Genomic DNA, 18,659 nt, shown 5'->3' on the forward strand with positions numbered 1-18,659 from the left:
TGTCAGGATTCGGACTTAGAGCTTAGCCCAGGATCATGACAATCGCCGCGACACAAAATGCTGTAACACGACTGCAATAATTCCGTTATCTAATGCGGCGCAAGACAGTTAAATGACAAGAGGATTAAACCCATGGTTGGCAGGAGCATTCTGATCGTCGACGACGAAGCGCCCATCCGCGAAATGATCGCCGTGGCGCTGGAAATGGCCGGCTATGACTGCCTGGAGGCCGAGAACTCCCAGCAGGCGCACGCTATTATCGTCGACCGCAAGCCCGACCTGATCCTGCTCGACTGGATGCTGCCCGGAACCTCCGGCATTGAACTGGCCCGCCGCCTCAAGCGCGATGAACTGACGGGTGATATCCCGATCATCATGCTCACCGCCAAGGGCGAAGAGGACAACAAGATTCAGGGCCTGGAAGTGGGCGCTGACGACTACATCACCAAACCCTTCTCCCCACGGGAACTGGTGGCCCGCCTCAAAGCCGTGCTGCGTCGCACGGGTCCGGCCGAAGGTGAAGCGCCAATCGAAGTCGGCGGCCTGCTTCTGGACCCGATCAGTCACCGCGTGACCATCGACGGCAAACCTGCGGAAATGGGCCCGACTGAATACCGCCTGCTGCAGTTTTTCATGACCCACCAGGAACGCGCCTACACCCGCGGGCAATTGCTCGATCAGGTCTGGGGCGGCAACGTGTATGTCGAGGAGCGCACGGTCGACGTGCACATCCGTCGCCTGCGCAAGGCCCTGGGGGATGCTTATGAGAATCTGGTACAAACCGTGCGCGGCACCGGCTATCGTTTTTCCACCAAGGCCTGAGTCGAGCCCCACCGACCCGAGACGCTGACAAGGACGCATTTTCTCCGTGAACCAAAACTGGCATGGCACTCTGATCCGCCACATGCTGTTACTGGTCACCGGCTGCCTGGTGATCGGTCTGATCAGCGGCTATTACGGCTGGAGCCTGGCCGCTGGCCTGGGGATCTACCTGGGTTGGACCCTCAAGCAGTTGCTGCGCCTGCACGAGTGGCTGCGCCTGCACCAACCCGATGAAGCACCGCCCGATGGCTACGGCCTGTGGGGCGAAGTGTTCGACAGCATCTATCACCTGCAACGCCGTGACCAGCGGGTGCGCGGGCGCCTGCAAGCGGTAATCGACCGAGTCCAGGAGTCTACTGCTGCGCTCAAAGATGCCGTAGTCATGCTCGACAGCGACGGCAACCTGGAATGGTGGAACCGCGCCGCCGAAACCCTGCTGGGCCTCAAGACGCCGCAGGACAGTGGCCAGCCGGTGACCAACCTGGTGCGCCATCCACGGTTCAAGGAATACTTCGAACAGGACAGCTACGCCGAACCGCTGGAAATCCCTTCGCCGACCAACGACCGGATGCGTATCCAGCTGTACATCACCCGTTACGGCAACAATGAACACCTGATGCTGGTGCGCGATGTAACGCGCATCCACCAGCTCGAGCAGATGCGCAAAGACTTCATCGCCAACGTCTCCCACGAACTGCGCACGCCGCTGACCGTGATCTGCGGCTACCTGGAGACCCTGCTCGACAACGTCGAAGAGGTGAATCCACGCTGGACCCGCGCGCTGCAACAGATGCAGCAGCAAGGCGGGCGCATGCAAACCCTGCTCAATGACCTGCTGTTGCTGGCCAAGCTGGAAGCCACCGATTACCCCTCGGACAACCAGCCGGTGGCCATCGACACCCTGCTGCAGTCGATCAAGAGCGACGCCGTGGCACTGTCCGGATCACGCAACCAGCGCATCACCCTGGAAGCCGACCCGACGATTGCGCTCAAGGGCAGCGAGGCCGAATTGCGCAGCGCGTTTTCCAACCTGGTGTTCAACGCGGTGAAGTACACCCCGGCCGAAGGCAATATCCGCATTCGCTGGTGGGGCGATGATCAGGGCGCTCACCTGAGCGTGCAGGACTCGGGAATCGGCATCGACAACAAGCACCTGCCACGCCTGACCGAACGCTTCTACCGCGTCGACTCCAGTCGCAACTCCAACACCGGTGGCACCGGCCTCGGCCTGGCGATCGTCAAGCACGTGCTGCTGCGCCATCGTGCGCGTATGGAAATCAGCAGCGTGCCGGGCCATGGCAGCACCTTCACCTGCCATTTCGTGCCGACGCAGGTTACCCGATTGCTGGCCGGCAGCCTGACCGACTAGCACCCAGGCAGCACTACCCCTAGGCAATTGCCCTGTCAGCCGCTACATTGGCTGACTTGAGCCTGCCTTTCAGGCTCGTATTCAGCCTTTCTATTCGCCGACACGGAACCTGCAAAACTCCATCATGGACCCTTCCCCTGGCTTGTCCCTCGCTACACTCTTCGCCGATTTCGGCATGATTCTTTTTGCACTGATCCTGGTTTTGCTCAACGGTTTCTTCGTTGCGGCAGAATTTGCCATGGTCAAATTGCGTTCGACCCGGGTCGAAGCGATTGCCGACCAGAACGGCTGGCGCGGGCACATCCTGCGCACCGTGCACAGCCAGCTCGACGCCTACCTGTCGGCCTGCCAACTGGGTATTACCTTGGCCTCCCTCGGCCTGGGCTGGGTCGGTGAGCCGGCGTTTGCGCATATCCTCGAACCGTTGCTGGCTGCGGTAGGTGTCGATTCGCCGGAAGTCATCAAGGGCGTGTCGTTCTTCACCGCCTTCTTCATCATTTCCTACCTGCACATTGTGGTGGGTGAGCTGGCGCCGAAGTCCTGGGCCATTCGCAAGCCGGAGCTCTTGTCGCTCTGGACGGCGGTGCCGCTGTACCTGTTCTACTGGGCCATGTACCCGGCCATCTATCTGCTCAATGCCAGCGCCAACGCGATTCTGCGGATTGCCGGCCAGGGTGAGCCCGGCCCTCATCACGAACACCATTACAGCCGCGAAGAACTGAAGCTGATCCTGCACTCCAGCCGTGGCCAGGACCCGAGCGACCAAGGCATGCGCGTGCTCGCATCGGCCGTGGAAATGGGCGAACTGGAGGTGGTCGACTGGGCCAACTCGCGCGAAGACCTGGTAACGCTGGAGATCAATGCGCCGCTCAAGGAAATCCTCGCGATGTTCCGCCGCCATAAGTTCAGCCGCTACCCGGTGTACGACAGTGAGCACCAGGAGTTTGTCGGCCTGCTGCACATCAAGGACCTTTTGCTGGAACTGGCGGCACTGGACCACATTCCCGAGTCGTTCAACCTGGCCGAGCTGACCCGCCCACTGGAGCGCGTGTCCCGGCACATGCCGCTGTCGCAGTTGCTGGAGCAGTTCCGCAAGGGCGGCTCGCACTTCGCCGTGGTGGAAGAGGCCGATGGCAACATCATTGGCTACCTGACCATGGAGGACGTGCTGGAGGTGCTGGTCGGCGATATCCAGGACGAACACCGCAAGGCCGAGCGCGGCATCCTCGCTTACCAGCCGGGCAAGTTGCTGGTGCGCGGTGACACGCCGCTGTTCAAGGTCGAGCGCCTGCTGGGCATCGACCTCGATCACGTCGAAGCCGAAACCCTCGCCGGCCTGGTCTACGAGAGCCTCAAGCGCGTGCCGGAAGAGGAAGAAGTGCTGGAAGTCGAAGGCTTGCGGATTATCATCAAGAAGATGAAAGGTCCGAAGATCGTCCTGGCCAAGGTGTTAATGCTCAACTGATTGGGACTCATCGTACTTCCACCACAGAACCTGTAGGAGCTGGCTTGCCAGCGAAGCTTGCGCGCCCTCAATGACGCCTTCGCCGGCAAGCCGGCTCCCACAGTTCATTTGCCGAATGCAAAGTTCGGCAGGCCGCCTACCGGCTGGTTGAATTGATACGGAATCGACACCAGCCCCATCCCGGTATTGCGCTGCACCACAAAGTGCAGGTGCGGGCCGCTGCTGTTGCCGGTGTTGCCCGACAGCGCCAAGGCGCTGCCCACCGCCACCCGCTGGCCCTCGCGAACGCGCACCGAGCCCTGCTTGAGGTGCAGGTACACGCCCATGGTCCCATCGCTGTGCAGCACCCGTACGAAGTTGCCTGACGGATGAGTGCCACGCCCACTCTGCGAGTTTTCGGTCTTCACCACGACACCGCCACGGGCGGCGATGATCGGCGTGCCTTCGGGCATGGCGATGTCCATGGCATAGCGGCTCTTCGGCCCGAAGTGGCTGTATTGGCCGTTGGCGCCCTGACTGATACGAAATGGACCGCCACGCCAGGGCAACGGGTAGCGATAGGCCGTGGCGCTGCCTTTAGGGTCGCCCAGCGAATACTTGAGCCTGGGAATGTACGCCAGCGGTTTTGAGGCTTGAGTCGCGGTGAGCTGCGCCAGGCGCACGCTGGTGCGCAGCGGTATGACCCGGCGGATGGGCTTGCGGGGTGCCCCGCTGACGTTCTTCACGGCAGCGAAGCTCAATTCGATCTCGACCGGTGCATACAGGTCGTTGCGCACGTAGACGCTGTCCACGCCGTCTTTTTTCAGGATGACGTAATACACCTGACGGTCCAGATGCTCGTCCATCTGGTCCAGAAAGACGAACACCTTTGAGCCTTTCGAGGGGCGGTCGCTGTAACTGACCACGCCATTGGCATCGGTGGATTTGTAGATCGTCCCGGCGCCCGCCGTAGCGCACGCCATGAACAGAGCACAACACAGCAGCAGGCGCATGAGCATGGGCAGGACTCTGTCGACGGAAGGCATGAAAATCAGCCTAGCAGCCAAAATTGTCCTGCATGGTCGGCAGCTGTTGCAAAGCGTGCTGCGCCAGTCACGCCCCCGGAATGAAGTGTTTCTGCGCAGTCCCACGGGCGATCAGGCGCGAAATGTAGTCGAGCTTCTGCGCGTCCTGATCGACGAAACGAAACGTCAGCTGCAACCATTCGCTGTCGGGTTTGGGTTCATGGGCGACGATGGCGTGCAGGTAGCCGTTGAGGCGCGCCGTTTCCGCGTTGTCACCCTGCTCCAGATCGAGCACAGCGCTGTCGAGGACCTGTGGCAGGGACTCCGTGCGCTTGATCACCAACAGTGCCTCCTTGATGCTCAGGGCCTTGATCACGCAGGGCTGGCTGCCGCTGGGTAGGCGCAGCTGGCCATGGCCACGGCCGCCAGCCACTGCAGGCGCGTGTGGTTTGACCGGCGGGCTGTTGAGCAGGCCCTTGCTCGCATCCGCGGCGCTGGTGCCCTGCAGGTAAGCATTGGCCGCGACGGTTGCCGCCGGGGCTGGCGCATTGGCTCTGGTGGCCGTCAAGGCGCTCAGCGAGTCGTTGGCGAATGCCGGCGCCAGGCGGGTCGGCGCCTGATTCATCAACGCGTCGAGCTTGCCAATCTTGTTCAGGGCCTGCTTGACCTTGGTCAGTAACTGCTCGTTGGTGAACGGCTTGCTCACGTAGCCAGAGACGCCAGCCTGGATCGCCTGGACCACGTTCTCCTTGTCGCCCCGGCTGGTCACCATGATGAACGGCATGCTCCGCAGAGCGGGTTGCTCGCGGCACCAGGTGAGCAATTCCAGCCCGGACATCTCCGGCATTTCCCAATCGCACAGCACCAGGTCGAAAGCTTCACGGGCCAACAGGGCCTGGGCCTTTTTGCCGTTGACCGCGTCTTCGATGCGCATGCCCGGGAAGTAGTTGCGCAGGCACTTCTTCACCAGATCACGAATGAACGCTGCATCGTCCACGACCAACACATTGACCTTACTCATCGACCACCCCTTGTGCATGCCCCGACCAGGCATTTCGCCAATACACTTCAGTCACGCCGGGACTTTTCTCGTTCGCGGGCGCCAAAAATCCAATCGCACAAACGAAAACGCCCGGCCAAAAGGCCGGGCGCTTCAATTGGGCAATCTTACTTATCGTCCGTTTCGCCCGGAACATTAGCGGATTCACCGCTGGTGCCCTCAACTTCTTCCTTCATGCGCTTGAGGCCCATGTGCCGGACATCGGTGCCGCGCACCAGATAGATGACCAATTCGGAGATGTTGCGCGCGTGGTCGCCGATACGCTCCAGGGAACGCAGGACCCAGATGATGCTCAATACCCGCGAGATCGAGCGCGGATCTTCCATCATGTAGGTGGCCAGCTCGCGCAGCGCAGTCTTGTACTCGCGGTCGATGATTTTGTCGTACTGGGCCACGGACAACGCCAGGTCGGCGTCGAAACGGGCAAACGCGTCCAGCGCATCGCGGACCATGTTGCGCACCTGGTCACCGATATGCCGCACTTCGACGTAGCCACGCGGGGCTTCGCCTTCTTCACACAACTGGATAGCACGGCGGGCGATCTTGGTCGCTTCATCACCGATGCGCTCCAGGTCGATCACCGACTTGGAAATGCTGATGATCAGACGCAGGTCGGATGCAGCCGGCTGGCGCCGGGCGAGAATGCGCAGGCATTCTTCGTCGATGTTGCGCTCCATCTGGTTGATCTGGTCATCGATCTCGCGCACTTGCTGAGCCAGGCCGGAATCCGCCTCGATCAGCGCGGTGACCGCGTCATTGACCTGCTTCTCCACCAACCCACCCATCGCCAGCAAATGGCTGCGTACTTCTTCCAGCTCAGCGTTGAACTGCGCGGAAATGTGGTGGGTTAAACCTTCCTTCGAAATCATGGTTTTGCTCCGCAAAAGCTGTGAGCTGCAAGCGCCAAGCTGCAAGCTGATAGATGTCGTTACGCTGAACCGCTGTTACTTGCCGCTTGAAGCTCGCGACGTGAAGCCGCGATTAGCCATATCGCCCGGTGATGTAGTCTTCGGTCTGCTTCTTCGCCGGGTTGGTGAACAGCGTGTCGGTATCGCCGAATTCCACCAGTTTGCCCATGTACATGAACGCCGTGTAGTCGGAAACTCGCGCCGCCTGCTGCATGTTGTGGGTCACGATGACAATGGTGAACTTGGATTTCAGCTCGTAGATCAGCTCTTCGACTTTCAGCGTCGAGATTGGGTCGAGTGCCGAGCATGGCTCATCGAGCAGCAGCACTTCCGGCTCGACGGCGATGGTACGGGCGATCACCAGACGCTGCTGCTGACCACCGGACAGGCCCAGTGCCGACTCATGCAGGCGATCCTTGACCTCATCCCACAGAGCTGCGCCCTTCAGTGCCCACTCGACCGCTTCGTCGAGCACGCGTTTTTTGTTGATCCCCTGGATACGCAGGCCGTAAACCACGTTTTCATAGATGGTCTTGGGGAATGGGTTGGGCTTCTGGAACACCATGCCGACACGGCGACGCAGCTCGGCGACATCCTCGCCCTTGCGGTAGATGTTGTTGCCGTAGAGATTGATCGCGCCCTCGACCCGGCAACCGTCCACCAGATCGTTCATCCGGTTGAAAGTGCGCAGCAGGGTCGACTTGCCACAGCCGGACGGGCCGATGAAGGCGGTCACGCGCTGTTTCGGGATATTCATGCTGACGTCGAACAGCGCTTGTTTCTCGCCGTAGAACAGGCTCAGGCCCGGCACTTCGATGGCCACGGTTTCCTGCTCGAGGTTCAGGCTCTGCTTGTCGCGACCCAGGGCCGACATGTTGATGCCGTGGGTATGGGTTTCGTGTTGCATGGGAGGCTCCCTGTGCTAACAAATTCGGTTCGGTTTTTGTAGGAGCCAGCCTGCTGGCGATCCGGGCAGTGCGGATTATCTGTAAGTCCGCGGTGATGCCATCGCGAGCAGGCTCGCTCCCACATTAGAAATCAGCTATCCAGTGCTTTGTATTTTTCACGCAGGTGGTTACGGATCCACACCGCCGACAGGTTCAAGGTGGCGATCACCAGCACCAGCAGCAAGGCCGTGGCGTACACCAGCGGTCGTGCGGCTTCGACGTTCGGGCTCTGGAAGCCGACGTCATAGATATGGAAGCCCAGGTGCATGATTTTCTGGTCCAGGTGCAGGTACGGGTAGTTGCCGTCCAGCGGCAGCGAAGGTGCGAGCTTGACCACACCCACCAGCATCAAGGGCGCCACTTCACCGGCGGCACGGGCCACCGCGAGGATCATGCCGGTCATCATCGCCGGGCTGGCCATCGGCAGGACGATCTTCCACAGCGTTTCCGCCTTGGTCGCGCCCAGCGCCAACGAGCCTTCACGCACCGTGCGGGGAATCCGCGCCAGGCCTTCTTCGGTGGCCACAATCACCACCGGCACCGCCAGCAGCGCCAGGGTCAGCGAGGCCCAAAGCAGGCCCGGGGTACCGAAGGTCGGCGCCGGCAAGGCTTCAGGGAAGAACAGGCGGTCAACCGAGCCGCCCAGTACGTAGACGAAGAAGCCCAGGCCGAACACGCCATAGACGATCGCTGGAACGCCCGCCAGGTTGTTCACCGCGATGCGGATCACCCGGGTCAGGGTGTTCTGTTTGGCGTATTCACGCAGGTACACCGCTGCCAGCACGCCGAACGGGGTGACGATCATCGCCATGATCAGGGTCATCATCACGGTGCCGAAAATCGCCGGGAAGATCCCGCCTTCGGTGTTGGCTTCGCGTGGGTCATCGCTGAGGAATTCCCAGACCTTGCTGAAGTAGAAACCGACCTTGGTGAAAGTGCCCATGGCATTCGGCTGGAAGGCATGCACCACCTTGCCCAGTTCGATTTCGACTTCCTTGCCGTTGCCATCGCGGGCGGTCAGGCTGTCGCGGTTGAACTGTGCGTGCAGCTCGCCGAGGCGCTTCTCGATGTCCTGGTAGCGGGCATTCAACTCGGCGCGCTCGGACTCCATGTCGGCCTGGGCCGCGGCGTCCAGCTTGCCGTTGAGTTCCAGTTTGCGGCCGTGCAGGCGGATACGCTCCAGACCGGCGTTGATCGCGCCGATGTCGGACTTTTCCAGGGTCTTGAGTTCGGCCGACAACGTGCTGACCCGCTCGATCCGCGCTTGCAGCTCAGGCCAGGCAGCTTCGCCTTCGGCGACGATCTTGCCGTCCTGCTTGACGTTGACCAGGTAACCGTAGAAGTTGCCCCACTCGCGACGCTCCAGCGCCATCAACTCCGGCGGCGTGGTCTGGTCAGTCAGCCACTCGCCGACGATCCAGGTGAAGTCGTTGCCGTTCAGGTCGCGGTTGCCGACCTTGATCAGCTCACGCGTCATGAACTCCGGGCCTTCGTTCGGCACCGGCAAGCCAGCACTTTTCAGGCGCTCACGAGGCACCTGCTCTTTCTGCACCACTTCGCCGATGACCACCTGGCTGCCCTGGCCCGGCACTGCGTACTGGGCATGCACCAGGTCGGCGGGCCAAAAGTGGCCCAGGCCGCGCACGGCAATCACCGCCAGCAGGCCAATGGTCATGATGACCGCGATGGCGACCGCGCCACCGCTGATCCAGACACCGGGGGCGCCGCTCTTGAACCATCCATTCAGGGAGTTCTGTTTCACAGACTTCTACCTTTATTAAAGCGACGAGTATTTCTTGCGCAGACGCTGACGAATCAGTTCCGCGAGGGTGTTCATGACGAAGGTGAACAGCAGCAGGACCAGGGCCGAGAGGAACAGCACCCGGTAGTGGCTGCCGCCGACTTCCGACTCCGGCATTTCCACCGCGACGTTGGCTGCCAGGGTGCGCAGGCCTTCGAACAGGTTCATTTCCATGACCGGGGTGTTGCCGGTGGCCATCAACACGATCATGGTTTCGCCGACTGCACGGCCCATGCCGATCATCAGCGCCGAGAAAATCCCCGGGCTGGCGGTGAGAATTACCACGCGGGTCATGGTCTGCCAGGGCGTGGCACCCAGCGCCAGCGAGCCCAGGGTCAGGCCGCGCGGCACGCTGAATACGGCGTCTTCAGCGATCGAGTAGATGTTCGGAATCACCGCGAAGCCCATGGCCAGGCCGACCACCAGGGCGTTGCGCTGGTCGTAGGTAATGCCCAGGTCGTGGGAGATCCACATGCGCATATCGCCGCCGAAGAACCAGGTTTCCAGGTACGGACTCATGTACAGCGAGAGCCAGCCGACGAAGAGGATCACCGGGATCAGCATCGCGCTCTCCCAGCCATCCGGCACTTTCAGGCGAATCGACTCAGGCAGGCGGCTGAAGGTGAAACCGGCGACCAGGATGCCGATCGGCAGCAACATCAGCAGGCTGAAGATGCCCGGCAGATGCCCTTCCACGTAAGGTGCGAGGAACAGGCCGGCAAAGAAACCGAGGATCACCGTCGGCATCGCTTCCATCAGCTCGATCACCGGCTTGACCTTGCGGCGCATGCCCGGGGCCATGAAGTAGGCGGTGTAGATCGCTGCGGCGACGGCCAGCGGTGCCGCCAGCAACATGGCGTAGAACGCGGCCTTGAGGGTACCGAAGGTCAGTGGCGAGAGGCTCAGCTTGGGTTCGAAGTCGCTGTTGGCCGCGGTCGATTGCCAGACGTATTTAGGCTCGTCGTAGTTTTCGTACCAGACCTTGCTCCACAGCGCGCTCCAGGACACTTCCGGATGCGGGTTGTCGAGCAGCAGCGGTTGCAAGGCGCCGCCCTGCTCCACAATCACCCGGTTGGCTCGCGGCGACATGCCGAACAGGCCCTGGCCTTCGACCACTTGATCCACCAGCAAGGTACGGTGCGCGGTGCTGTGGAATACCCCGAACTTGCCCGATGCATCCAGGGCAACGAAGCCCTTGCGACGTTCTTCGGCAGTGATTTCAACGATCGGCGCGGTGCCCATCTGGAAGGAGCGAATCAGCTTCAGGCGCTGCTCGCCATCCGGGTCGCGGGCCATGAACCACTGGGACAAGGCACCCTTGGAGTTACCGATGATCAGCGAGATACCGCCCACCAGCTGGGCGGCGGCGGTGACTTGGGCTTCGCCGTCTTCCAGCAGTTTGTAGCGACCGTTGAGGCTCTTCTCGCGCAGGCTGAACACGTCGGCCTGGGCGCGCCCGTTGATCACGTAGAGCCACTGCTGGCGCGGGTCGATGAAGATGTTCTTCACCGGCTCGGTCATCTGCGGCAGGTCGATGCGCTGCTGATCACTGGTGACTTCACCGGTCATCATGTTTTCTTCTTTGGTCAGCGCCAGCACATGCAGGTGAGCACCATTGGAGCCGGCGACCATCAGCGTCGAGTCGCTGGCATTCAGGCTGACGTGCTCCAGCGGGTCGCCCTCCTCGTCCAGGGCAATCGGCGCTTCGCCGTAGGGGTACTCGATGGCCGGCGAAATGGTTTTCTTGCCGTCCGGGTAGCTGACTTTATAGGTGTGGCGGAACACCAGGGCCTGACCATTGGACAGGCCGACGATCACCAGCGGAGTGCCCGGCTGGTCTTTGCTGATCGAGGTTACGCGGGTGCCTGCCGGAATTGGCAGATCGACACGACGCAGCTCGGCGCCACTGTCGAGGTCAAAAAACAGTGCCTGGCCCTTGTCGGAAACCCGCATCGCGACCTGGTTCTGCTCTTCAAGGGCAATCATCAGCGGTTTGCCGGCGTCCTGCATCCAGGCCGGCGTGAGCTTGTCCTTGGCGGTCAGCTCGGCACCCTGAAACAGCGGGGCAACAACGTAGGCGAGAAAGAAGAAGATCAGGGTGATCGCGCCAAGCACGGCGAGGCCGCCGATCAGCACGTACCAGCGGGTCAGCCGGTCCTTGAGCGCCCGCAGACGACGCTTGCGTTGCAATTCAGGCGTATTGAAGTCAATTCGCTTGGGAGGGGAAGTCGTAGTCATTGGGGAATTGGCCAGATCATTCATGCGCACACCCTAGCGATCCTGTATGACAGAAAGATGACAATCAAGTGACGCAACAAAGCCACCGCCAGTGGGGACTGGCAGTGGGTAAGGAATTTGTCGGTAGGAGCGGGCTTTCGCCTGGGCTGGCTGGCGATGCGGGCAACGCGGTCCGACAGGTGATCCGCGTTGATGCATTCGCCAGCAAGCTGGCTCCTACAGAGTCCGGGGCGAGCCCGGGCTCAATTTATTACTTCTTTGCGACGTTTTCGCCGCCTTCCGACAGACCCAGGTCAGCCAGTGCTTTTGCAGCTACCTTGGCCGGCAGCGGGATGTAGCCGTCTTTCACCACGACTTCCTGACCCTGTTTGGACAGAACCAGCTTCACGAACTCGGCTTCCAGCGGGGCCAGAGGCTTGTTCGGGGCTTTGTTGACGTAAACGTAGAGGAAACGTGACAGCGGGTATTTGCCATTCAGGGCGTTTTCTTCGGTGTCTTCGATGAAGTCGGTGCTGCCTTTCTTGGCCAGGGCCACGGTCTTCACGCTGGCGGTCTTGTAGCCGATGCCCGAGTAGCCGATGCCGTTCAGCGAAGAGCTGATCGATTGCACGACCGAAGCCGAGCCAGGCTGTTCGTTGACGTTCGGCTTGAAGTCGCCTTTGCACAGGGCTTCTTCCTTGAAGTAGCCATAGGTGCCGGATACCGAGTTACGGCCGAACAATTGCACTGGCTTGTTCGCCAGGTCGCCGGTCACACCCAAATCGCCCCAGGTTTTCACGTCGGCCTTGCCACCGCACAGACGAGTCGACGAGAACACCGCGTCAACCTGTTCCATGGTCAGGTGCTTGATCGGGTTGTCTTTGTGCACGAACACCGCCAGGGCATCGACAGCCACTGGAATGGCGGTTGGCTTGTAGCCGTATTTGGTTTCGAATGCCTGCAGTTCGTTGTCCTTCATCTTGCGGCTCATCGGGCCCAGGTTAGCGGTGCCTTCAGTCAACGCAGGTGGCGCGGTGGAAGAACCGGCGGCCTGAATCTGGATATTTACGTTCGGGTATTCTTTTTTGTAGTTCTCAGCCCACAGGGTCATGAGGTTGGCCAGGGTATCGGAACCGACGCTGGACAAGTTGCCCGACACACCAGTGGTCTTGGTGTAGCTCGGGATAGCAGGGTCAACAGCGGCCACTGCGTTGGCAGTCGCGACGCCAGCAGCGACAAAGGTCATTGCCGCCATCAAACGCTTCAGTTTCATGCCTTACTCCAGGAAATAGGGGGGACTTGAGTCGGGGCCAAGTATCGGCAGGTCGTATGAACACTCTATGACTGGATTGTGACAATTAGATGAAAGGCCAGCATCCGCGAAGAATGCTGGCCTTCATAGAGAGACAGGCTGGAACTGCGGTTTTCAGCGCCTCAACGGCCCTTTTTCCACAGGTAGCCACCGACGACGATGCCCACGCCGCAAATGATCGCGACATAGTAGGCCGGGCCCATCTGGCTTTCCTTGAGCAACAGGGTCACGACCATTGGCGTCAGGCCACCGAAGATTGCGTACGCCAGGTTGTAGGAGAACGACAGGCCGCTGAAACGCACCACCGCCGGGAAGGCCTTGACCATGACATAAGGCACGGCACCGATGGTGCCGACCAGCAGGCCGGTCAGCGAATACATCGGGAACAGCCAGTCCGGATGGTTGAACAGGCTGTGATAGAAGGTCCATGAGCTCAGCAGCAACAAGGCGCTGCCGACCACGAACACCCGACCGGCACCAAAGCGGTCAGCCAGTGCACCGGAGATCACGCAACCCAGGCTGAGGAACACGATCGCCAGGCTGTTGGCCTGCAACGCGGTGGTGGCCGGGAAGTGGTAGACGGTCTGCAGCACGGTCGGGGTCATCAGGATGACCACGATGATCCCAGCCGACAGTAGCCAGGTCAGCAGCATCGAGATCGCAATCGCCCCGCGATGGTCACGCAGCACCGCACGCAGCGGCACTTCTTCGGCCAGGGCCTTGCGCTGTTGCAGTTCGGCGAATACCGGGGTTTCGTGCAGCCAGCGGCGCAGGTAGACCGAGAACAGGCCAAACACGCCACCCAGCAGGAACGGGATCCGCCAAGCGTAGTCGGACACCTGCTCCGGGGTATAGATGCTGTTGATCGCGGTGGCGACCAGCGAGCCCAGGAGAATCCCGGCGGTCAGCCCGGAGGTCAATGTGCCGCAGGCATAGCCAATATGTCGCTGCGGGACGTGCTCGGACACGAATACCCAGGCGCCCGGCACTTCACCGCCGATGGCAGCACCTTGGATCACCCGCATCAGCAGCAGCAGGATCGGTGCCCACATGCCGATCTGCGCGTAAGTCGGCAGCAGACCCATGATCAACGTCGGCACGGCCATCATGAAAATGCTCAGGGTGAACATTTTCTTGCGTCCCAGCAGGTCGCCGAAGTGCGCCATGACGATGCCGCCCAACGGTCGCGCGAGGTAGCCGGCAGCGAAGATGCCGAAGGTCTGCATCAGCCGCAGCCACTCGGGCATGTCGGCCGGGAAGAACAGCTTGCCGACCACCGTGGCGAAGAACACGAAGATAATAAAGTCGTAGAACTCCAGCGCACCGCCCAGGGCGGACAGCGACAGAGTCTTGTAGTCATTGCGGGTCAAGGGTCGTGCGGGCTGCGCGGGTGACGCTATGCTCGATGGCGCTGTGGTCATGGCAAGGGCTTCTCTTATAGTCGGATCTGCAACCCCAACAACGCTGGCTGGAGCTTGGGCAGGTTTGGCACGATAACAAATTGTTTGAAAAAGCACAGGATGCGCGTATTTGACAGGCAAAATGAGAACCGGACGGTCGTCGCGCGGTCTACCGCTCGATATACTCGCAGCCTGCAATATGCTGCAAGGGTTGCTGTGCGAAGACGCTGCTGGTGCAACCAGTCGATTTCGCAGAGTTTCCCTTTAGCACGCCTTATGGAAAACACGACGAACGCAGTGTGTTCGGGCTGAATCGTTTTTCGAAAGACGGCTATTCACCTGAAATACCAATGAGAGTCACGGGTAAGAGGCACCCCCGGCATGATAGAACTCGAACAAGACGATCCGATCCCGCAAGGCGATCTGGCCCTGCAAATCACTGCGCTTCCTCGCGAAACCAACGGCTTTGGCGATATTTTCGGCGGCTGGCTGGTGTCCCAGATGGATCTGGCCGGCACCGCCATGGCCAGCAAGATCGCCGGTGGCCGCGTTGCCACGGTAGCGATCGACCGCATGGCCTTCCTGGTCCCGGTAGCCGTTGGCGCCCAGTTGTCGTTCTACACCCAGGCCCAGGAAATTGGTCGTACCTCGATCAAGATGCTGGTCGAGGTCTGGAGCGACGATCCGCTGTCCAGCGAGTGGCGCAAAGTCACGGAAGCGGCTTTCGTCTTCGTCGCCATCGATGGCAGTGGCCGCACCCGTTCGCTGCCACCGCGCGCCTGATATCGTCCCTGTTGCTGATCGAGAGTTGCCCCATGAGCACGCCCGTCGTCGAAACCGTCAAACTGGATCAACTGAACTGCTGGCGGATTCGCCACGGCCAGGCCGAACTGCTGGTCGCCCAGCAAGGCGCGCACATCCTCAGCTATCAACTGGATGGGCAGCCGCCAGTGATCTGGCTCAACGATGAAGCGGTGTTCAAGACCGGTAAAAGCATTCGCGCCGGCGTGCCGGTGTGCTGGCCCTGGTTTGGCAATCTCCAGCGCAACCCGGCCAGCGTCCAGGCGATGCGTGTCAGCAACGAACCCGCCCCTGCTCACGGGCTGGTGCGGGCGCTGGATTGGGAGTTGGGCGAGATCGGCACCACCGACGGCGGCCTGAATGTCGAGTTCATCCTGCCGGTGTCGGAAAACGGCCTGCCAGGTTGGCCGCATCAGGTTGATCTGCGCCTGAGCATTCGGCTCGACGAACAACTGCACATTCACCTGACCAGCCACAACCGCGGCACCGACAGCGTCAGCATCAGCCAGGCGTTGCACAGCTATTTCGCGGTCAGCGATGTGCGCAACGTGCAGGTTGAAGGTGTAGACGGGTTGAGCTACATCGAAACCCTGGATGATTGGAACATCGCCAAACAACAAGGCGACCTGCACGTCACCGGCGAAACCGACCGGATCTACCTCAATACGCCTGCCAAATTGAGCATCGTCGACCCAACCTGGGAACGACGCATCGAGCTGACCGCCACCGGTTCGCGCAGTGCCGTCATCTGGAACCCCTGGATCGACCGCGCGGCAGCGTTCAGCGACATGGCCAACGACGGTTGGCAGCGCATGCTGTGCATCGAAACCGCGAACGTGATGGACGACATCGTCCAACTGGCAGCGGGTGCCAGCCATACCTTGGGCGTGAGCATCGCCAGCAAGCCGCTCTGAGCCTTCGGGCTCCCCGCTACAGATCCGACTCCTGCACGACCCGCACCTGCGCCGCATCCAGCGCGTAGGCGGCGTCGGCCAGGTCATTGTTGACCGTCTCGACCTTCAGCGTCCCAGTCACCCACAACGGCGTGTAGATATCGTCCAGCTTCAAACCCTTCGGATAGCGCACCAGCACCAGTTGGTTCGGCGGAGGTGGCGGCACGTGGATACAGGCGCCCGGGTATGGAACCAGGAAGAACAGGGTGCTGCGGCCCTTGCCATCGGTTTCCAGCGGCACCGGGTAACCACCGATGCGTATGTGTTTGCCGTTCATCGCGGCGACGGTCTTGGTCGAATACATCACCGCCGGCAAGCCTTTGCTCTGCTTCAGGCCACCCTTGTCAGTAAAGGTGCCGTTGGCTTCCGGAGAGTTGTGGTCGATTTCCGGCATGGCTTCCAGCGCCTTCTGGTCCGACTTGGGCATCAGTTCCAGCCAATCGGTTTCCGGCAGGTCGCCAGCGTGAGCCAGGCCAGAGCCCAGCAAGATAAGAGTTAACAGAAGACGGCGCATGAAGGTGCTCGGCAGGAAGGGACTATAAGACGCCGGGCATTCTAGCCCTCTGCGCGTCAATCGCGCAGAGGGCTTGGTCGCTTGAATCAGTTCTTTTTGACCATACCGTAGATCACCAGCAAGACCACGGCGCCCACCAGCGCACCGATGAAGCCGGCGCCTTGACCCGCCTGGTAGATACCCAGTGCCTGACCGCCGTAGGTGGCGGCCAGCGAACCACCGATACCGAGCAGAATCGTCATGATCCAGCCCATGCTGTCGTCACCCGGTTTCAGGAAACGAGCCAGCAGGCCCACGATCAGTCCGATGAAGATGGTTCCGATAATTCCCATGGCGTTTCCCTCTGAGTGAAGTAGCTATGCCACAGCCTAGACAGACTTTGGCATCCTGCCATCAGAGAACGCCGGGACCCGAAGGTTCCCGGCGGACCATAGCCTTATTGCTCGGCGATGAGCGCTTCGACCTTGAGGATCTGCCGCTCCAGCGTGGCCTTGTCGGCGCAGCGCAGGTTGGCGTGACCGACCTTGCGCCCGACCTTGAAGGCCTTGCCATAGTGATGCAGGTGGCAATCTTCGATGGCGATGACCTGCTCCACCGGCGGCACCACGCCGATGAAGTTGAGCATGGCGCTCTCACCGACCTTGGCCGTCGAACCCAGTGGCAGGCCGGCAACGGCACGCAAGTGGTTTTCGAATTGGCTGCACTCGGCGCCTTCGGTTGTCCAGTGCCCGGAATTGTGTACACGCGGGGCGATTTCGTTGGCCTTGAGGCCGCCGTCGACTTCAAAGAACTCGAAGGCCATCACGCCGACATAATCCAGCTGCTTGAGCACACGGCTGGAGTAATCCTCCGCCAGGGCTTGCAATGGATGCTCGGTGCTGGCCACGGACAGCTTGAGAATGCCGCTGTCGTGGGTGTTGTGCACCAGCGGGTAGAAGCGAGTTTCGCCATCGCGGGCACGCACGGCGATCAACGACACTTCACCGGTAAAGGGCACGAAGCCTTCCAGCAGGCACGCCACGCTGCCCAGCTCGGCGAAGGTACCTACCACATCGTCAGCCGTGCGCAGGACTTTCTGGCCCTTGCCGTCGTAACCCAGGGTGCGGGTCTTGAGGACGGCTGGCAGGCCAATGGCACTGACTGCGGCGTCAAGGTCGGCTTGCGACTGGATATCGGCGAACGCCGGGGTCGGGATCCCCAGGTCCTTGAACATGCTCTTCTCGAACCAACGATCACGAGCAATGCGCAGCGCTTCGGCACTCGGATAGACCGGGACGAACTGCGACAGGAAGGCTACGGTTTCCGCCGGAACGCTTTCGAACTCGAAGGTCACCAGGTCGACTTCGTCGGCCAATTGACGCAAGTGATCCTGATCGCCGTAATCGGCGCGCAAGTGCTCACCCAGTGCCGCGGCACAGGCATCCGGCGCCGGATCGAGGAAAGCAAAGTTCATCCCCAGCGGAGTGCCCGCCAAGGCCAGCATGCGACCCAACTGGCCGCCACCGATTACACCGATCTTCATCGTCAACAACCTCAGGCGATGCGTGGGTCTGGATTTTCCAGGACGCTGTCTGTTTGCTCAGCACGGAAGGTTTTCAGCACCGCGTGGAACTGCGGGTGCTTGGCGCCAAGGATACTCGCCGACAGCAGGGCTGCGTTGATCGCGCCGGCCTTGCCGATTGCCAGTGTAGCGACCGGAATACCCGCAGGCATCTGCACGATGGAGAGCAGCGAGTCGACACCCGACAACATAGCCGATTGCACGGGCACGCCCAGTACCGGCAAATGAGTCTTGGCCGCACACATGCCCGGCAAGTGCGCCGCGCCACCGGCACCCGCGATGATCACCTCGATGCCACGCGCCTCGGCTTCTTCAGCGTACTGGAACAGCAGGTCCGGGGTGCGGTGGGCGGAGACCACTTTAACCTCGTAGGGAATGCCGAGCTTTTCCAGCATATCGGCGGTGTGGCTAAGGGTGGACCAATCGGACTTGGAGCCCATGATCACGCCAACCAGTGCACTCATCGTCGCGCCTCTTCTCTCTGGGCGCCCGCAGGCGCGTCAAAAAACAACAAGCCACGCAGAA

At 61.1% G+C, this 18,659-nt stretch carries 17 protein-coding genes; 5 read left to right on the forward strand and 12 right to left on the reverse strand.

Annotated features, from left to right (window positions below):
* Positions 1-132 precede the first annotated feature (132 nt).
* From phoB to NR126_RS03820, 3 genes are all read left to right on the forward strand, one after another.
* The gene (gene phoB, locus NR126_RS03810; RefSeq protein WP_027616793.1) at positions 133-822 is read left to right on the forward strand and encodes a phosphate regulon transcriptional regulator PhoB; all 690 of its coding nucleotides are present in this window, start codon (positions 133-135) and stop codon (positions 820-822) included.
* An 82-nt stretch (positions 823-904) separates the two neighbouring features.
* Entirely contained in the window at positions 905-2,191 is a 1,287-nt protein-coding gene (gene phoR, locus NR126_RS03815; protein WP_256351162.1) for a phosphate regulon sensor histidine kinase PhoR, read from the forward strand.
* A gap of 124 nt (positions 2,192-2,315) precedes the next feature.
* A complete protein-coding gene (locus NR126_RS03820; protein ID WP_027616791.1) occupies positions 2,316-3,656 on the forward strand; it encodes a hemolysin family protein in 1,341 nt (446 codons plus the stop codon).
* Positions 3,657-3,760: 104 nt separating this feature from the next.
* Here the strand turns inward: NR126_RS03820 and NR126_RS03825 are convergent, their stop codons facing one another.
* The 8 genes from NR126_RS03825 to NR126_RS03860 form a co-directional block, all read right to left on the reverse strand.
* A complete protein-coding gene (locus NR126_RS03825; protein ID WP_027616790.1) occupies positions 3,761-4,654 on the reverse strand; it encodes a peptidoglycan DD-metalloendopeptidase family protein in 894 nt (297 codons plus the stop codon).
* Between the two features lie 94 nt (positions 4,655-4,748).
* Positions 4,749-5,681: a response regulator gene (locus NR126_RS03830; protein ID WP_256829697.1), complete on the reverse strand. Its 933-nt coding sequence runs from the start codon at positions 5,679-5,681 to the stop codon at positions 4,749-4,751.
* Positions 5,682-5,827: 146 nt separating this feature from the next.
* Positions 5,828-6,589, reverse strand: a complete 762-nt coding sequence (gene phoU, locus NR126_RS03835) for a phosphate signaling complex protein PhoU (RefSeq protein ID WP_027616788.1) — start codon at positions 6,587-6,589, stop codon at positions 5,828-5,830.
* A gap of 112 nt (positions 6,590-6,701) precedes the next feature.
* Entirely contained in the window at positions 6,702-7,535 is an 834-nt protein-coding gene (pstB, locus tag NR126_RS03840) for a phosphate ABC transporter ATP-binding protein PstB (RefSeq protein WP_027616787.1), read from the reverse strand.
* 131 nt (positions 7,536-7,666) lie between these two features.
* On the reverse strand, positions 7,667-9,337 hold the full coding sequence (gene pstA, locus NR126_RS03845; protein ID WP_105753562.1) for a phosphate ABC transporter permease PstA: 1,671 nt from the start codon (positions 9,335-9,337) through the stop codon (positions 7,667-7,669).
* 15 nt (positions 9,338-9,352) lie between these two features.
* Positions 9,353-11,638 (reverse strand): ABC transporter permease subunit, encoded by a 2,286-nt coding sequence (locus tag NR126_RS03850; RefSeq protein ID WP_256829699.1) that lies wholly within the window; start codon positions 11,636-11,638, stop codon positions 9,353-9,355.
* Positions 11,639-11,864: 226 nt separating this feature from the next.
* A complete protein-coding gene (locus NR126_RS03855) occupies positions 11,865-12,866 on the reverse strand; it encodes a phosphate ABC transporter substrate-binding protein PstS (RefSeq protein WP_027616784.1) in 1,002 nt (333 codons plus the stop codon).
* Positions 12,867-13,027: 161 nt separating this feature from the next.
* The gene (locus NR126_RS03860; protein WP_105753560.1) at positions 13,028-14,326 is read right to left on the reverse strand and encodes an MFS transporter; all 1,299 of its coding nucleotides are present in this window, start codon (positions 14,324-14,326) and stop codon (positions 13,028-13,030) included.
* Between the two features lie 360 nt (positions 14,327-14,686).
* Here NR126_RS03860 and NR126_RS03865 point away from each other — a divergent pair, with 360 nt between their 5' ends.
* Both NR126_RS03865 and NR126_RS03870 read left to right on the forward strand, forming a co-directional pair.
* The gene (locus NR126_RS03865; RefSeq protein WP_027616782.1) at positions 14,687-15,088 is read left to right on the forward strand and encodes an acyl-CoA thioesterase; all 402 of its coding nucleotides are present in this window, start codon (positions 14,687-14,689) and stop codon (positions 15,086-15,088) included.
* A gap of 32 nt (positions 15,089-15,120) precedes the next feature.
* Complete coding sequence (locus NR126_RS03870; protein ID WP_256829701.1) at positions 15,121-16,020, forward strand: D-hexose-6-phosphate mutarotase; 900 nt, start codon at positions 15,121-15,123, stop codon at positions 16,018-16,020.
* A gap of 16 nt (positions 16,021-16,036) precedes the next feature.
* On the opposite strand, the gene NR126_RS03875 is transcribed toward NR126_RS03870, so the two are convergent.
* The 4 genes from NR126_RS03875 to purE all read right to left on the reverse strand — a co-directional run bounded on the left by NR126_RS03875 (position 16,037) and on the right by purE (position 18,598).
* A complete protein-coding gene (locus NR126_RS03875) occupies positions 16,037-16,573 on the reverse strand; it encodes a DUF3299 domain-containing protein (protein ID WP_105753559.1) in 537 nt (178 codons plus the stop codon).
* Between the two features lie 86 nt (positions 16,574-16,659).
* Complete coding sequence (locus NR126_RS03880; RefSeq protein WP_027616779.1) at positions 16,660-16,905, reverse strand: GlsB/YeaQ/YmgE family stress response membrane protein; 246 nt, start codon at positions 16,903-16,905, stop codon at positions 16,660-16,662.
* 104 nt (positions 16,906-17,009) lie between these two features.
* Positions 17,010-18,095: a 5-(carboxyamino)imidazole ribonucleotide synthase gene (locus NR126_RS03885; RefSeq protein ID WP_027616778.1), complete on the reverse strand. Its 1,086-nt coding sequence runs from the start codon at positions 18,093-18,095 to the stop codon at positions 17,010-17,012.
* An 11-nt stretch (positions 18,096-18,106) separates the two neighbouring features.
* Positions 18,107-18,598, reverse strand: a complete 492-nt coding sequence (purE, locus tag NR126_RS03890; protein ID WP_007971731.1) for a 5-(carboxyamino)imidazole ribonucleotide mutase — start codon at positions 18,596-18,598, stop codon at positions 18,107-18,109.
* Positions 18,599-18,659: the final 61 nt, after the last annotated feature.

The sequence above is a fragment of the Pseudomonas sp. Pse1 genome (genome assembly GCF_024519635.1).
Classification (GTDB): domain Bacteria; phylum Pseudomonadota; class Gammaproteobacteria; order Pseudomonadales; family Pseudomonadaceae; genus Aquipseudomonas.

Bases quoted from the DNA above. Each gene is read 5' to 3' on its own strand.
- phoB (WP_027616793.1), top strand. From the start codon at position 133: ATGGTTGGCAGGAGCATTCTGATCGTCGACGACGAAGCGCCCATCCGC.
- phoR (WP_256351162.1), top strand. From the start codon at position 905: ATGCTGTTACTGGTCACCGGCTGCCTGGTGATCGGTCTGATCAGCGGC.
- NR126_RS03820 (WP_027616791.1), top strand. From the start codon at position 2,316: ATGGACCCTTCCCCTGGCTTGTCCCTCGCTACACTCTTCGCCGATTTC.
- NR126_RS03825 (WP_027616790.1), bottom strand. From the start codon at position 4,654: ATGCTCATGCGCCTGCTGCTGTGTTGTGCTCTGTTCATGGCGTGCGCT.
- NR126_RS03830 (WP_256829697.1), bottom strand. From the start codon at position 5,681: ATGAGTAAGGTCAATGTGTTGGTCGTGGACGATGCAGCGTTCATTCGT.
- phoU (WP_027616788.1), bottom strand. From the start codon at position 6,589: ATGATTTCGAAGGAAGGTTTAACCCACCACATTTCCGCGCAGTTCAAC.
- pstB (WP_027616787.1), bottom strand. From the start codon at position 7,535: ATGCAACACGAAACCCATACCCACGGCATCAACATGTCGGCCCTGGGT.
- NR126_RS03850 (WP_256829699.1), bottom strand. From the start codon at position 11,638: ATGAATGATCTGGCCAATTCCCCAATGACTACGACTTCCCCTCCCAAG.
- NR126_RS03855 (WP_027616784.1), bottom strand. From the start codon at position 12,866: ATGAAACTGAAGCGTTTGATGGCGGCAATGACCTTTGTCGCTGCTGGC.
- NR126_RS03860 (WP_105753560.1), bottom strand. From the start codon at position 14,326: ATGACCACAGCGCCATCGAGCATAGCGTCACCCGCGCAGCCCGCACGA.
- NR126_RS03865 (WP_027616782.1), top strand. From the start codon at position 14,687: ATGATAGAACTCGAACAAGACGATCCGATCCCGCAAGGCGATCTGGCC.
- NR126_RS03870 (WP_256829701.1), top strand. From the start codon at position 15,121: ATGAGCACGCCCGTCGTCGAAACCGTCAAACTGGATCAACTGAACTGC.
- NR126_RS03875 (WP_105753559.1), bottom strand. From the start codon at position 16,573: ATGCGCCGTCTTCTGTTAACTCTTATCTTGCTGGGCTCTGGCCTGGCT.
- NR126_RS03880 (WP_027616779.1), bottom strand. From the start codon at position 16,905: ATGGGAATTATCGGAACCATCTTCATCGGACTGATCGTGGGCCTGCTG.
- NR126_RS03885 (WP_027616778.1), bottom strand. From the start codon at position 18,095: ATGAAGATCGGTGTAATCGGTGGCGGCCAGTTGGGTCGCATGCTGGCC.
- purE (WP_007971731.1), bottom strand. From the start codon at position 18,598: ATGAGTGCACTGGTTGGCGTGATCATGGGCTCCAAGTCCGATTGGTCC.